At 35.2% G+C, this 15,476-nt stretch carries 10 protein-coding genes and 1 pseudogene; 10 read left to right on the top strand and 1 reads right to left on the bottom strand.

What is annotated here, in order from left to right; translation table 11 throughout:
- The first annotated feature begins 445 nt into the window (after positions 1 to 445).
- Genes ACM1ND_RS13330 through ACM1ND_RS13315 form a run of 4 tightly spaced genes read left to right on the top strand, consistent with a single transcriptional unit; the run spans position 446 to position 5,688 of the window.
- The gene (locus ACM1ND_RS13330) at positions 446 to 1,096 is read left to right on the top strand and encodes a hypothetical protein (RefSeq protein WP_418027958.1); all 651 of its coding nucleotides are present in this window, start codon (positions 446 to 448) and stop codon (positions 1,094 to 1,096) included.
- Positions 1,093 to 3,090, top strand: coding sequence for a hypothetical protein (locus tag ACM1ND_RS13325; protein ID WP_418027956.1), 1,998 nt, complete (start codon positions 1,093 to 1,095; stop codon positions 3,088 to 3,090). Before ACM1ND_RS13330 ends, ACM1ND_RS13325 begins: the two co-directional genes overlap by 4 nt.
- A 15-nt stretch (positions 3,091 to 3,105) precedes the next feature.
- On the top strand, positions 3,106 to 4,083 hold the full coding sequence (locus ACM1ND_RS13320; protein ID WP_418027954.1) for an ATP-binding protein: 978 nt from the start codon (positions 3,106 to 3,108) through the stop codon (positions 4,081 to 4,083).
- A 15-nt stretch (positions 4,084 to 4,098) separates the two neighbouring features.
- Positions 4,099 to 5,688 (top strand): hypothetical protein, encoded by a 1,590-nt coding sequence (locus ACM1ND_RS13315; RefSeq protein ID WP_418027952.1) that lies wholly within the window; start codon positions 4,099 to 4,101, stop codon positions 5,686 to 5,688.
- A gap of 455 nt (positions 5,689 to 6,143) precedes the next feature.
- Here ACM1ND_RS13315 and ACM1ND_RS13310 read toward each other — a convergent pair whose 3' ends face one another.
- On the bottom strand, positions 6,144 to 7,139 hold the full coding sequence (locus ACM1ND_RS13310; RefSeq protein ID WP_418027950.1) for a DGQHR domain-containing protein: 996 nt from the start codon (positions 7,137 to 7,139) through the stop codon (positions 6,144 to 6,146).
- A gap of 136 nt (positions 7,140 to 7,275) precedes the next feature.
- Here ACM1ND_RS13310 and ACM1ND_RS13305 point away from each other — a divergent pair, with 136 nt between their 5' ends.
- From ACM1ND_RS13305 to ACM1ND_RS13280, 6 genes and pseudogenes are all read left to right on the top strand, one after another.
- Positions 7,276 to 7,611: a helix-turn-helix domain-containing protein gene (locus ACM1ND_RS13305; protein ID WP_418027948.1), complete on the top strand. Its 336-nt coding sequence runs from the start codon at positions 7,276 to 7,278 to the stop codon at positions 7,609 to 7,611.
- A gap of 1,023 nt (positions 7,612 to 8,634) precedes the next feature.
- Positions 8,635 to 10,677 (top strand): ATP-dependent nuclease, encoded by a 2,043-nt coding sequence (locus ACM1ND_RS13300; RefSeq protein WP_418027946.1) that lies wholly within the window; start codon positions 8,635 to 8,637, stop codon positions 10,675 to 10,677.
- Position 10,678: 1 nt separating this feature from the next.
- The gene (locus tag ACM1ND_RS13295) at positions 10,679 to 12,559 is read left to right on the top strand and encodes a UvrD-helicase domain-containing protein (protein WP_418027944.1); all 1,881 of its coding nucleotides are present in this window, start codon (positions 10,679 to 10,681) and stop codon (positions 12,557 to 12,559) included.
- Positions 12,560 to 12,853: 294 nt separating this feature from the next.
- The gene (locus ACM1ND_RS13290; RefSeq protein WP_418027943.1) at positions 12,854 to 13,021 is read left to right on the top strand and encodes a hypothetical protein; all 168 of its coding nucleotides are present in this window, start codon (positions 12,854 to 12,856) and stop codon (positions 13,019 to 13,021) included.
- Positions 13,022 to 13,027: 6 nt separating this feature from the next.
- Positions 13,028 to 13,502 (top strand): annotated as a pseudogene (locus ACM1ND_RS13285) (IS3 family transposase); the annotation flags it as partial.
- A 534-nt stretch (positions 13,503 to 14,036) separates the two neighbouring features.
- Positions 14,037 to 14,942, top strand: coding sequence for an HNH endonuclease (locus tag ACM1ND_RS13280; RefSeq protein ID WP_418027941.1), 906 nt, complete (start codon positions 14,037 to 14,039; stop codon positions 14,940 to 14,942).
- The last annotated feature ends 534 nt before the right edge of the window (positions 14,943 to 15,476 follow it).

Below are 15,476 nucleotides of genomic sequence, written 5' to 3'. Positions count from 1 at the left end.
ACCTCATTCGCTTGAAGAAAAAGAACTAAGTCACTCAAAAGTATGATTTAACTACTAAAGTAGGGAACTTTGTGTCATTTTAGTAGGGGATTTTGTGTCAATGTACACCAGAAATGTACAGTGACAACAAGTTTATCCCTTACTAAGTCCTGATAAAATCAGGATTTTTTTATATTTAGGGGAGACTTGTTGTCACTAAATTGCGACAACAAGTTTACCTCTTTCGAGGAGAATGACAACAAGTTTATCCCTTAAGAGGAGTTTGTAATATTTAAAGCGGCGGATATATAGCTAGTTTACTTTAGGGAATGACATAAGATATTTTCGTTTTAATCGATATTATAGGATTTATTTCGACATAATTAGATTTTCTTAGAAAAAGGAATACTGAAATATTTGACGAATTATTTCATTGATACAATTTCTTCCATAAAGGGGTGAATGTATGTACACACCTATAAAGTTAAATAAGCTTGGGGTAAATAGATGGTTTGCTTTTAGTAAAAAGCTTAACCGAGAAGTCACGTTTTATGGAGAGCTAGAATATGATCACTGGGTATTAATTGAAATGGATCCGGAGGTAACAAATTATTGCGAAAAACCATTTGAAATCAACCACTCATATTTTGATAAACCGGACAAGGCTATGATTGATATGTGGGTAAAAAGGAAACATTGTGAGGAATTTGTTAATATCACACATACTAATAAAATCGAACCGCATAATGGAAATTTCAGTACCAGCGTTATTGAGAAAATTAATGCTGTAAAGCTGTGGGCACAGTTTAATAAACACAAACATATTATTATAACGGAGAAAGAGATATATTCAAACCGAATCCTGTTAGAAAATAAAAAACGTCTGCTTCCCTATAATTTTGATATCTCTTCAATAAATATGGAGTTAAAAAATAGAATAATAAGCCAGGTCCAAGAAGGCATAAACAACATAATGGATCTTGAGACGCAATTATCAGAAAACTCTAATATATATGAATTTCAAAAGACTCTGTATGTATTGATCATCCAGCAATTAGTTTCAAGTAACATTGATCAAAAGCCTCTTGGTCCTGAAACGGAGGTGTATTTACGTTGAGTAGAAAACGTCTATTACAATTGTTCCAAATGCACGAGAAATATCTCGATTTGTCAAATTGGCCGATAGTAAATAAGTTATTATTGAATCAAGATGATCTTAAATTATATGAAAGACGTGAACTTGCAGTTAGTTTATACATGGAACAAAAGTTAACCAACAAAGAAATTTTTGAAGCTGCGGGTATTAATGAAAAAGAGATTACTCGTCTGATAAAAAGATGCTTGATGTGGGATAAGGATACAAACATCATTTGGGGATTTCGAGCTCTCATACCACAAAAAAGAATTTCTAATTATCAAAGAAAAGCCCAAACATCTGTGGATTTGAATACGAATACTGTACAAGATCATGCCAAAAAGTTACCTGGAGCTTTTTCAAAACTAATGGATGATTATCCGACAATAAAAGAAAAGATTAGCAAAGCACACTTGCGAAAAATTGGTTCTTGTAAAGCACCGCAATTTGTAAGAAGGAAAGATATTCATAGTTACTTTATAGAACTATGTAAAAAAGAAGGATTAGGGGAAAGAGATTATCCACTTAATACATCAGATCGTGGAAAGAGATCTTTATACAGATATTTTAAAACAAATGAATTCAATCATTTTGTTGCAGCCGCAAGTCTGTATGGTTCAGAAGCATCACGAAATGCAAAGAAAATAAATTCAAATAATTTTGAGTTCACAACTCCCTTGCTAGTTCGGCCATACCAAAGAGTTCAATTTGATGGACATCGAATTGATGCTTTTTTTACAATTACTTATAAAACTCCTGAAGGAGATTGGGTAACTGACACAATAGAGCGTATATGGTTACTGGTTATTATTGATGTAGCCACTCGAGTTATAATTGGCTATCATCTAAGCTTTAATAAAGAATATACGCAATACGATGTCCTTAAGTGTATTAAAAATGCAATTGTGCCCTATTCAAAAAGAGTATTATTCATAGATGGCTTAGTTTATCACGAATCAGGTGGATTCCCATCTGAAGTAATACCGCAAGCAGAATGGGCGTTATGGGATGAACTAAGTTGCGACAATGCAAAGGCTAATTTATCTCTTATGGTTCGTGATCGGTTATATCATGTGGTTGATTGCAGGATAAATCCAGGCCCTGCTGGAGTACCGGAATTCAGAGGAATCATTGAACGGTTTTTTCGTACGTTTGAAAACCGGGGGTTTCATAATTTGATAAGTACAACCGGAAGTCATCCAAATGATCCAATTAGAAAAGAACCAGAGAGCGCAGCCAAACGTTATGAAATCTCCTTAGAAGACTTAGAAGAACTCACAGATGTTCTTATCTCAGATTATAATGGTACGCCTCATGGAGGTATAAACAATTTTTCGCCTCTTGAACTAATGAAACAAAGAATAGAATTAAGAAATATGAGCCCTCGAACACTAGAACCTTTTAAAAGGAAGGATATACTTTTCTTTTCCTTACAACAGAAAAGAAAAATACGAGGTAATGTGAAGAATGGAAAGCGTCCATTTATTCATTATGAAGGAGTAGACTATCGAAGTGCTGTTCTTTCTAATAGTCCTTTTTTAATAGGAATAGAATTAACATTGGTTATAAATACTGAAGATTTAAGAGTTATTCGAGCATTTCTGCCAGATGGCAGTGAGTTTGGGTACCTAACGGCATCTGGAAAGTGGGGAATAAATCCCCACTCGTTAGTTGAGCGTAAGGCAATAAACAAATTGCGTGATGATGGGAAAATATCTTTTACTCAGTATCAAAATCCAGTTGTTATCTATCACGAATTTATAAAGAAAAAAAGTCTTAAAAGCAAACGTTATCGAAATCGTTATGCAGAAGTTTTACGAAAAACTAAAGAAGAAGAAAGACGGCAGCTTGAAATTCAAGAAAGCGTGCATGTAACAGAGCGAAATGTATGTGAAAATAATCAATCTTCAACTCAGCCTTCGTCATTAAAACAAAATGAAACGAATTTAAAGCCCTTAAAAACTTTCAACTACTAAATTGGAGGTGGTTATATGAGCGCTATTGAACGTCCTCATGTTCTTCTGGGAAGTCACCCGGTTGAAAGAACAACATATCTTATTGGTACTAAGGAAGTTGCAAAAATGTATGAAGAAATTAAGCAGTGGATAGAAAATCGTTCACCTGGTGGACTGGCTTATGGGCGGCCCAGACTAGGAAAATCGAGAGCTATTCGCTACTTATCCCAAGCACTCCCGTATGATTTTGGAGAAAATTTACCGATATATCATATGTTATGTGACTTGGGGAATAAGACAATGAACGAGAATAAGTACTTAGAAGAACTATTAATAGGCGTAGGCCATGCAATTCCTTATTCAGGTAAAACTATCATGAAAAGAGAGCGAATAATTAAGTTTTTAAAGGAGAAGGCCGAGACATCTGGAACTCATCGAATTATTTTCTTTATTGACGACGCTCAAAGTCTTGTGGAATTACAATATGAGATTCTCATGGATATTTATAATAAGTTGGAGGCGGATGGAATTAGCTTAACTGTAATTCTGGTTGGACAAGAGGAGCTGATTTATCAACGAACGGCTTTTTTAAGTGCAAAAAAGGCTCAAATTGTCGGGCGATTTATGGTGCATGAATATAAATTTTCGGGAATTAAAAAAATGGATGATATAGAAACCTGCTTAGATGGTTACGACGTAGAATCGGAATATCCTGTTGGAAGTGGTTGGTCGTACACAAGATATTATTTTCCTGACTCCTTTGAAGATAATTTTAGACTTAAAAATTATGCAAAAGATATTTATGATATTTTCAATGAATTAAGAACCGAAAATGGTTTACATGGTGAGTTTGAGATTCCGATGCAATACTTTACCTTGTCTGTAGAATATGTTTTAAAAAAATTTGGTATGGATGGAAAAGCTGTAGATTATCTAACCAAGGTACACTGGCAAGAAGCTATCCAAAAATCAGGTTATATCGAAAACGAAATATATATGGATGTCTTATCTTAATCAGGTGAGGTAAAAATGGCAACTATTTTTCACTTAGAAGAAAAAAAGGTTGATAAAACTATGTATGCTAAGATTTGTTGGAGGTCAAATTGGATTTCTCCCTTTGAATCTCCATGGGGGGTATTTGAAAAATTCAAACACGCTAATGAGGCAGATATGAAGGACATTCTTCAGCTCTTTGGAAATGAAAGGGTTAGGGCTTTGAAAAATCCTTCAAGTAATCTAATTAGAGATCTTATTAATCTAAATGCTTTTGATCCTAGTAAACTTTTAGAGGGCTTACAATATGACCTTATCTCAACAAATGAAAGGAATGTGATGAACATTGTAGGAGTAATGCCGGATTGGCATTTTGACGGTCTAAAGAAATTCGAAAGCCCAATTTTTTTCCGGAGAGAACTTGCTTATTGTGAACAATGCTTTAAAAAGGGTTATCATAGTTTATTTCACCAATTTGTCCTTTTAAGCGACTGCCCATATCATCTAACACCTTTGAAATACGAGTGTCCATCTTGTAGCTCTAAGATTCCCTATCTGTTACTGCGCAATGAATTTAGAGCCCCCTTTATCTGCAGATGTGGATACAATTTCCTATCATATAATGATTATTCCTTAATTGACTGGAAGCCTACTTCTATAGAAGAGTTACACTCGGAAGTAGTGAAAAAATGGATAAATCTAAATGATTCTCAGGTTGAACGATTGGCGAGCCTTTTTATTGATCCTAATTTTGATTGGGCTTCAATGCCTAACTCACTTGAAAAAGTGTACGATTTAATTAAGAAGGAAGATGAACGTAAATCTTTAACTGATGAATTTGATAAACATAATCATTACGTAGTATCTAGCTCCTCATATATTAAAAATATAAGAGGAATAAAAGAGAAGCGTGAAGATCAAATATATACCAAAAAGTACTATCCAAAAATTAATAGTGATTATATATGGAAAATGAAGTATCTTGAATTCATCAAAGAACTGAATCAGTCATTTGAAATAACAATTAGCGGGTTAGCAAAGCATATTAGGAAAGAATTATCGGATCATAAAACTTGTATTAAACATTTTTTTAGAAGCTTAGAAGAAAAAAATAATGAACCTCTTTGTCCTTATGCTTATGCATATTTAAACTGGCGACATTCTTTACAGAATTATTTTTTTCTTGGAGGAGTAGATAATTGTAGAACTCCTGACCGAAGTGAAGGACCCTATTTACGTTTCCCTCCTTACTTTTCGTATCAACTTTCAGAGCTATATCGCTACTTTAGAAGGGAAACCGAAGATATAACACTTGAAAGTCGGGCATCTCTAAAATGGGGACTTAATCGAATTATTATTCACTTTGCCTATCATTATTTTTTGAATTGGTTGGAGAAATCGGCGGATTTTGCTAATAGACGTGTTGAAGTCGGTACTATTCCATTCGATCAGAACGATGTTCCATTTTACATTGCTAAATTACCCTGGTCAGATAATGAAAGTTATGAATTTCACTGGTGGAAAGAAAAAAAAGAAAAAAAGGAATTGCATCTTCTGTGTCCATATAATTCTGTTAAGAAAAGACGAATAAAACAAAAAGCCTACAAGAGGAATCGAATAGATTAGAAATAATAAATCACTTTTTCGATATTGGTTATGAGTGACTTATCTAGAACAGACAAACGAAAAATATGGTATTTTGTAAATGAGAATAAAAAGGAACTAATGTGTCTATATTTACTGAGAAGTAAGGATCACAAAATTTTGTATACTTGATAAGATAGAAATTAGAACCAATCATCTTAGAAAATCACATTAGGAATTCAGAGAACTATTATTTTTTTAATAATGTTCAGTTGAAATAATGAATACGTTTTTTGGAATGGCTCATTGCATACTAATAGAACATTAAGAATGAGCGAGGTAATTGTTGTTTCTAATGATCGGATCGAAATGAAGTTTGGTAGATACTCAGTTAATGGTAAAGTCTGTCGCAAGTCAATATTTTTGAAATCACTCAGAAAAATCAATTAAACCAAAAGAGCACTGCAGATTCATTCAATTCTGCAGGCTCTTTTTAATTATTTAGTCATGATGTCTGCAAGTTCAGTCGCTAAAGACTTAGATCCAGACAATCCCTTAAGGTATCGAAGATGTCCAGTTGAAGACCAATCTATATCCTTCAGTTTTTGTACAGCCTGGGTTAGTGACGTGTAGTCAATTTTCTTTTTTTCAATTGAAAAAAACTTGTCTAGTACAATCCCAGCAGCTATAGACAATGCATCTAGACAAACTATATGAGTTATACGATGACCGCCATAATCCAACCATTCATAAGAAAATGTGTCTTTTAATGTATTGTAATAATGTAGTGCAATATTGAGTTTTTCCTCTTTTGACAATAATGCTACATCATCCTTCTTAAATAAAAAATGAAGGGTGCGATATACATTTTGCAAGGTAATGTGACGGCCTTTAACTCGTTTCCCGATAATACTGCCAATGTTATAAAACGGGCTTTCTTTGCGTACAAGTAATTCGGTGGCAACCCAGCTTAGCTCATCAGAGTCACGCCTTAAGTATTTACTGAGGGAAGGGCCGATCCCTTTGGCTTTAGTGTTGATGATATCAAACAACTGAATCTCCTCATCTTCATCCAAAGAATGAAACGCTAAGAAAGGAACCATGATATCTGCGTTTGTTTCTTGGATATACCTCTGAATGCCACCAAGCCGATGCTGTCCATCCATAAGAGAAGCCTTCCCTTTACAGAATAAGCGGCCATAATTAGGTCGTAGTTTGTCATAAGCACTAAACTCCCAGTTAGAACAAGCATTTAACAACACAGGCGTGAATAAAGCATCATCGCCTTTGGATAAGTACAAAGCAAAGTCATGACAACGTTTAGGATCTACTGGGCGCTGGTATCCTTTTCCTGACTTATCGTCATAAGGTTTAACAAAAGTCAGGTTTAACGCTATTGGGGCTGGCACGTTACTTTGATAAATAACCTTGCCACGCATTTTGCTTTGGATCACATTTTCAATAACAACTTGTTGCGGTATTCTTTGGTCCATAATATTGTCACTCCATTATGTTTGATGAATAAAATAAATATAGAACTTATAAGTTCTTTTTACAATGGTATTTATAGTATAATGATCTGTTTTGATTTCACTCATCTATTTACGCTTAATGTAGGTGGTGGTATCAGTGACTGATTTAGCTGAACTTATTGGGGTTCGTATTCGTCAAATAAGAAAATTGCGCGGCTTAACCCAAGAGCAACTTGGCGAGCGTGCTCAGTTACAAAGTACATATATAGGAGGAGTAGAGAGAGGGGAGAGGAATATTTCTATCGAAACACTTGAAAAGCTGATTAGAGCATTAGAAATGAGCCCTTCTGAGTTTTTTTATTTTGGCGACAACCCCATTGAAAAAAATATAGATAAAAATGAGCTAATTCACATTTTTATTTCAAAACTTATGACACAAGAAAAGAAGAATATTCGTAAGATGATTAATATTTACAAAGAGATTTTTGAATAGCAATTCAGTTGAAACCATCAATTGTGTTGCTATGGTATTAACTCTTGAATCGTAATAAGAGTTGTTGCTGCCTCAATGGAAAATATGTGTTTGTGACGTCCCGTGACCACTCGGGCAGAGAAATATCTAGTATAAAGTTTAGAACCACAACACATATCAGAGGGCAAAACAAATCATTTGAAGGGTCTAGTTCTTGTCCTTTGCTCAAATGAATCGATCAGATAGTAATCCTTTCATACTACTCCTAATTGTTCCGCTAAAATTCGAAACAAATTATCGATTCTTTTCAAAGTAACAAGTGTGAACGAGCCACTAAACTGAGTGGTAAACCCCAAAAGAATATTTTGTAACTTAAAAACGTATAACAACTGGTTATAGCTGGTTGTTTTTTTGTAGATGTTCTGTTGCTAACTTAGAAAAGGATTGAGATATCACGAATGCTTGGGTAGTTCAGCAAAGTATTTCTTGCCGAGAGGAGATTATCTCATCCTGACGGTAAGGAGAGATGAAGGTAATGGGATCGAGTGCGTGTCATTTTAATGCATGTCTACGACCCTGAGCAGGTCTCTAACGGGATTAAGATAGCTTATCAAAGTTTTGACCAAATTGATTTGTTCTTGTGAATAATTCCTTATATGGATTATTATTGAACATCTAAGGAAATAACGTTACGTCACTTGCGCCAACAACTGTACATCAACTTGGAGTGTCGACCTACTTAAACAAGCAACGAAATATGCACTAGCTAAAAAAAGAAGAAACGCGGAAAATCTGTTTCTTCTTTTTTATGCTTTCTTAAAAGAGTTTGAGTTAATATGAGTCTTTGGACCTGTTGTTGTTTCATTAGATTTTGTTTACATAGATTTCCTTTGAATGTAGAATTACATAATAAAGTATTACTAAAGGCTTATTTATTGTGCGGAAATATACAGTCAGTAGTTCTATAGACTATGGACGATTTGAAACAAGAATAATAAAGTTGTTTATAATCTTAATAGGTAGAAAGTAGAGGTGCGCTACATTATGAGGCTTAGTAAAGTAATTATTAGTAACTTTCGTTGTTATGGTTCTGAGGAGACGTCTATCGACTTTGAAGATATTACAACATTTATTGGCTCTAATAGTAGTGGGAAAAGCGCGGCATTACAGGCATTAACTAAGTTGTTTGGTGAGACTAATGCGGAAAAAATGCTGGAGAAAACTGACTTTTACGTTCCTCAGAATGAAGTGTTGGAGGATTCTGAAAAGAGGGAGTTGTATATTGAAGCTAATTTTTCTTTTCCAGAGGTTGAGGGCGAGAGTGATGAGATTCAATATGCAGTACCAACCTTCTTTGAACATTTTTTAGTGGACAAAACAGGAGAAGCTCCTTACTTAAGGATTAGATTAGAAGCTTCTTGGGAGCAGGGCAACACCCCAGACGGCTTGATAGAAAGTAGAATTGTTTATGTGTCTACCAATGACGTTACTACAAAAATTTCACAGAGTGATCTTTCTCAAATCAAAATCATCTATGTACCAGCGATTCGAAACCCCTCTACACTTCTAAGGAACGCTACAGGAACTTTATTATGGAGGGTATTAAAAGGCATTAATTGGTCAAGTGAAACCAAAGAAAACATAAAAAATCAACTGAAAGAAGCTGAGGATTCATTATTTGAGGAAGCAGGTCTGGAAAGGGTTAGGAGTTCCTTGAAGGACCATTGGAAGATGTACTATAAAGATGCTAGGTACTCAGAAGCAAATATAAGATTCAATAGTACTGATCTGGATCAGTTGATAAAAAAGTTTGAAGTTGATTTCATGCCTTCTGTAACACAAAAGGCGTATTCAATGGATTCACTAGGAGACGGTCTCCGGTCTTTATTTTACCTGTCACTTGTAGACACCTTTTTAGAGATTGAACAGCAAGCTTTAGAGGGAAGCAAAGAGGAAGGTGCTCCAGTTTTTAATCTTCAGATTCCGGCAATTACGATTTTGGCTATTGAAGAACCTGAGAATCACGTATCACCTCATTTACTTGGTAATATTATTTTAAATCTGAAGAGGATTGCATCTAAGAAGAATTCTCAGGTAATACTTACATCACATACCGCTTCTATTGTAAAAAGAGTATTACCTGAATCCATTAGGTATTTCAGTATTTATTTACCAGAATTAATAACAAAGGTAAAAAAAATAATCCTTCCTCTAAAAAGTGGATCTCCTGAAAATGAAGAAGCCTACAAGTATGTTAAAGAAGCGGTGAGGGCATACCCGGAGATTTATTTCTCTAAATTAGTCATTTTAGGTGAGGGAGATAGTGAAGAAATAATTATCCCTAAAATTATTGAATTAGAAGATGAGAAGCATATCGATAGTTTATCTATATCTGTGGTACCACTTGGGGGAAGACATGTAAATCATTTTTGGAAGCTTTTAAGTGAATTAGATATCCCTTTTATTACATTGTTGGATTTAGATAAAGAGCGTTATGGAGGAGGTTGGGGGCGAGTAAAGTATGCTCTGGAGCAACTGATTGAAGTTGGTGTGAACAGAGATAACTTGCTAAAAATGAGTGATGGTGCTTTAGCTAACTTAAATGAGATGAACAAATGGGATGAGAAGAATGTAGGAGTTCAGCAAGCTTGGATAAAACTCTTGGAAGGCTTCAATATTTTCTTTTCAGATCCTTTAGACCTAGACTTTATGATGCTGGAAGCATTCCCGGTGGCTTATAAGAGCATACTAAGAAGAAATGAAGGTCCGTACATAGATGGGGATGGGAAGGTCGTAGACATCGAAGATGAGGATCCTCCTCAAACAAGTTATTTAGAGCGCGTAACCTTATCCATGAACCACACATTGAAAAAAAGAGGAGGTAGTGGAGAAACTTATTCTGATCATCAAAAAAAATTAATGGTGTGGTACGACTATTTCTTCTTACAGCGCGGGAAGCCTGTTACTCATCGACTGGCATTACTTCATATCACAGATGACGATTTAAAAACGTATTTACCAGATCCATTGAAGCGACTACTCTCCAAAGTCGAACAAATACTTAATGGGGCTGAGAAGGAAGATTGATATGAGATATATCGATAAAGACATTTGGATGCCAACAGACGGTTTAATACTGGAACCAGCTGCATTAGATGCAGTAAAAAGTGAACAAAATGCTTTAGTTATAGCTGGCCCAGGAGCTGGGAAAACAGAATTGCTTGCTCAAAGAGCAAGTTTCCTACTTGAAACGAATTCATGCAGGGGCTCTAAAAAAATTCTAGCAATTAGCTTTAAAAGGGATGCTGCCAAAAATCTTACTGAAAGAGTAGAGAAGCGTTGTGGGGCAGAACTCTCAAGGCGCTTTAAATCGGTGACATATGATGCATTTGCTAAAAGCCTTGTGGATCAGTTTTATATGGCCATTCCTGAAGCCTATCGCCCAAATGATCTTTATGAAATTGCAGTGTCGGATCGCACTCAAAATGATATTAGAAGAGCGTATGACCTTGCTGGGTTTGAGCCTGGAGGAATGAACAGCAGAAATATTAATAGTTTTTTGGAAAGGGAGATTGTAAAGTATCCATTGCCAATTTCTACAGAAGTTGATCTCCCTACACAGGCTGCGTGGAATATATTATTGAAGGGGGAGTACATGGAATCCGCTAGGTTATCGTTTACAATGCTTACAAGATTAGCAGTGTATTTGTTAGAGGTTAACCCAATACTGAGAAAATCTCTTCAGATGACCTATAGCCATGTTTTCTTGGATGAATTTCAAGATACAACGAGTCTTCAGTATCATTTGGTTAAAACATGTTTTTATAATTCTGATTCTGTTCTCACAGCGGTAGGAGATAAAAAACAGAGGATAATGCTATGGGCAGGTGCAATGAAGGAAGTATTCTCAACTTTTATGTCCGACTTTCATGCCCAAATGCATCGTTTAGTGATGAATCATCGCTCTGCTCCTAGACTTGTGGAGATTCAAAAGATGTTTTTTTCCAGACTGGACGAGTCTGCTTATCTTATACAAACTAATTCCAAATGGCAATCCACTGATGGGCAGGCTTTTATTCATTTCTTTGAGAACCATGTTCAGGAAGCACGGATAATTTCGGATATCGTTCGAGGTTACATTTCTGATAGGAGTCATAAACCTGATGATATATGTATTCTTTTAAAGCGATCTGTTGATGATTATTCCGGTGAAATTATTACCGCCTTAAATAAACTTGGAATACAGGCGCGTAATGAAGTTATCTACCAGGATTTTCTTAAAGAAGATTATATAATGCTATGTATTAATACTCTGATTATGGCTGTGCGACGTGACGCTAACGCCTGGAGTTATTGTAAAAAAATCTTGTTTGATCTTAGGATGGTGGACGATGGTTCTGAGGAAAACTATAAAACCCAACAAGAGTTAGGTAAATTTGTAAACCAAATCAAAGGAGATATAAGAACTCTCGCAGACGTGAACGATTTAATGATACTTATTAATAAAATTTCAGATTTTTACTCAATTGATGCTATAAAATCATATTATCCACAGTATCTGAGATCAAATTACATTGAAGTATTGAAAAATAAACTGGTTAGATTCTTATGGGATGAATATGGTGCTTCACCAGGCTCAATGAAGGTAGCAATCAATAATCTTCTTGGGGAAGATACCGTTTCAATTATGACTATTCACAAAAGCAAGGGATTGGAATTTAAAACGGTTATCTTTCTTGGATTAGAGGATACTGCCTTTTTTAATTTTACGAACCAGAGAAGCGAAGATACTTCCGCTTTTTTTGTCGCTCTTACACGGGCAAAGGATATAGTTCATTTTACTTTTAGTTCAACAAGACCAGTAGGAAGAAATCACCAACAAAAAAGAATTATCATTGACGACTTCTACCAAGCGTTATATGAATCGGGAACCGTAGAATTGATTGATCATTCTAGTATTGATTATTAACTAACAGAAGGGTCGTTATCACTGAGTAGAGTCTTTATTACCTTGTTAGTTTGACCTTATTGATTACGCCTAGTATTACAAATGCGACCCAGACAAATGTAGTACAGACAAAAAGTATATTCCTATAAAATCAAAAATATACTAATACTTCTATTGATTAATAATTGATTTGGTAAGAACATATTTGGTATGCGCACAAGCAGAATATTCATTTCTAGAAAATGATAAGATGAAGTGGCTGCCAGATACACATTCCCTTAAGAATGAACCCATGCAGGACAAAGAGAGGATCACATGAATAAGAAAGAGGGATATCAGGATACGGATGACATACAGATTGAAAAGAGAGATGGGCAGGGCCAGATCCCAGAGTTTACAATCGCAGATACGAATAAAGTGATTGAAATTGCAAAACAGGGCAGTATCAAATATAGACGCACGCTTGATAAACTTCAGGATTAAAATAAAGTTACTGATGTGACGGAATTCCACTTGTTTGGACAAAAGATATATTTTCCTCCGATTATGGATCTGTATAACCGTGAAATCATCAGTTACACCGTATTTAGAAGACCAACCCTCTCCATGGTCACAGAGATGCTCGAAAAAGCCTTAGAAAAGCTACCAGAGCAACATAATCTCATTCTGCACTCTGATCAAGGGTGGAAATATCAACCAAAAGTGATACCAGTATATACTCTCTGAGAGAGGAGTCACACAAAGTATGTCGCGCCGAGGGAACTGCCTGGATAACTCCGTGGTAGAGAATTCCTTTGGGATCTTAAAGACGGAACTTCTGTATATTCAAGAATTTGAATCCATTGAACATTTCATTTAAGAACTACATCAATATATACACTATTACAACTATTGAAGAACCAAACAAAAGCACAGAGGACTGTCGCCGGTAGAATACCGCATTCAGTCCTCTGTAGCAGCCTAAGTCTGTCTGTGTCTAACTTTTTGGGATCAGTTCAAAATGGCTTGCACCCGAATTTCAGCACTCGTGTCTGCCAAATGAATTCCAACAAGACTACGTAGCATTCAATTCATATATGACGAGAACATCGCGTGATTGAGGGAAGAGTCCTTGTGCAAAAGTTTGGGTTCCGTTACCGTAAAATACTTACCCAATGTTTTATTTCCCTTCGCAAGCATGGACTGATAGCTTGGAAGTTCTTTACGCCCAAGCCATTCTAGACTCGACGATTCTCTCCGAGACGGATAAAATTTCGAAAGACCATGATGCCCAAAAATTCCGAATTTGAGAATCCCTTCATCATCTTCAAGCTTTTGCAACAATCTCTTTTGAGTTCGATTAATAAGAATTAATTTGCTGATTCTTCTATATTATTTTCAATGATGACTAGTCACTAATTTTCCTGAAGGTAATCAATAATGATCAGGAATTTGTTGACTAATCAACAAATTTATATTTTACAATGAACTGTTCATTGTAAGAGGAGTCAAACAAATCATGAACAAGCATTGGATAATGATAAACTCGTCAAATATCATAGCAAGAAAACTATTAACTAAAACTGATTTTTATGGTTCAATACATCTTTCTAAGGATTTAATTAAATATTTTAATGACTATGAATTCAAATCCAACACTGAAGAGAAAATTCATAGCTTACAGTTCTTCGGTATTATGGATTACGATTTCGTGTATTTCGAAGAAGATATACTATGTTTTTATCCATTAGTAAGCGACGCGTATAATTCACAGTTAAGAAAGGTAGCAGAGGAACAATTTTTATATTTCTTTGATGAGCTTGGAAAACCACGCAGACCAAAGAAACAAGATGTTCTACCTGATGATTTGAAAGTGTATCTCGAATTAAGTTGTGCAGATGAATGGACAACAGTCACAGGTGAACTAAGAAGAGTGTTTAGATTTGAAATTTATAGACAAGAGCCAATCATATCAGAAGAAATTTTTAAGAACATAGAAAGAAAGTATATTAAAACAATTGACCATACGTACTTGGAGAACTTAATTAATTCTAATATGAATGAAGATGAACTTATTCAGATTCTTGGTACGATGGACGATTCAGCTAGAATAGAAGAGTCCACTGCCTTTCTTAAAACTAGAAGATACAAAAGGTGGATTATAGAGGATTTAAAAAGGTTATATGAAGGAAAATGCCAGATTTGCGGGTATAGTTCTTATCCTGAGTTCAGTATTCAAGTATCCGAAGCACATCACATAGATCTTTTCTCAAAATCGTTAGATAATTCACCAAAAAACATTATAATTCTTTGTCCTAATCATCATAGGATTTTGCATTTAGGTAACTTCCATTTTTCGAGAGAGAATCTTCATTTCTATAATGCTAAATCAGTGCTGCCTATCTACTTAAATAAACATTTATAGTAGTTTAATAAATACTATTATGTAGGTCATCGAATAAAGAGAGCTAGGTTCTGAAAAAATTCCGGATAATATAGAAATCTTTAAAGGAAGGTTTACTGTGAAGAATAAATCATCTGGGGTACCTGGACACCCAGGAGATTAAAGAAAAGGTGTATCCTTGTTGTTGAATCACTCATGGGCCAATGTGGGTATTATGGCAATACCACTCGGTAGAACATTTGAAAGCCGATTGATGGCGATGAACTGGCACTGTGTGCAGACCATTACATGAAACTGTGTCAAGAGGTCGGTGGTTAGGAAAAATTGTTATTTGGAATTGCTGTGAGGACTACCTTAATATCCACTTTGAGACTCGACAATGCTTGGAAGAAAAATCATGTGAACGAACTAAAAAACTGTATTGAAACCAAAATAACGAAACTATAAACTAATAGACCCTGCTGATGTGTAGTCAGCAGGGTCTTCATTATTCAACGTGACTTCATTACTGTAATTACCTATTTATCGGAGGAAAAGTGTTTAAAAAAGAAAACT

Origin of the sequence: Paenibacillus sp. JJ1722 (assembly GCF_048282685.1) — a bacterium.
Lineage (GTDB): Bacteria > Bacillota > Bacilli > Paenibacillales > Paenibacillaceae > Paenibacillus > Paenibacillus polymyxa_B.
The sequence above is the reverse complement of the archived record's forward strand: the minus strand, read 5'-3'. Positions and strand labels throughout refer to the sequence as shown.

Coding starts and splice junctions, on each gene's coding strand:
- ACM1ND_RS13320 (WP_418027954.1), top strand. CDS start 3,106: ATGAGCGCTATTGAACGTCCTCATGTTCTTCTGGGAAGTCACCCGGTT.
- ACM1ND_RS13280 (WP_418027941.1), top strand. CDS start 14,037: ATGAACAAGCATTGGATAATGATAAACTCGTCAAATATCATAGCAAGA.
- ACM1ND_RS13310 (WP_418027950.1), bottom strand. CDS start 7,139: ATGGACCAAAGAATACCGCAACAAGTTGTTATTGAAAATGTGATCCAA.
- ACM1ND_RS13300 (WP_418027946.1), top strand. CDS start 8,635: ATGAGGCTTAGTAAAGTAATTATTAGTAACTTTCGTTGTTATGGTTCT.
- ACM1ND_RS13295 (WP_418027944.1), top strand. CDS start 10,679: ATGAGATATATCGATAAAGACATTTGGATGCCAACAGACGGTTTAATA.
- ACM1ND_RS13315 (WP_418027952.1), top strand. CDS start 4,099: ATGGCAACTATTTTTCACTTAGAAGAAAAAAAGGTTGATAAAACTATG.
- ACM1ND_RS13290 (WP_418027943.1), top strand. CDS start 12,854: ATGAATAAGAAAGAGGGATATCAGGATACGGATGACATACAGATTGAA.
- ACM1ND_RS13330 (WP_418027958.1), top strand. CDS start 446: ATGTACACACCTATAAAGTTAAATAAGCTTGGGGTAAATAGATGGTTT.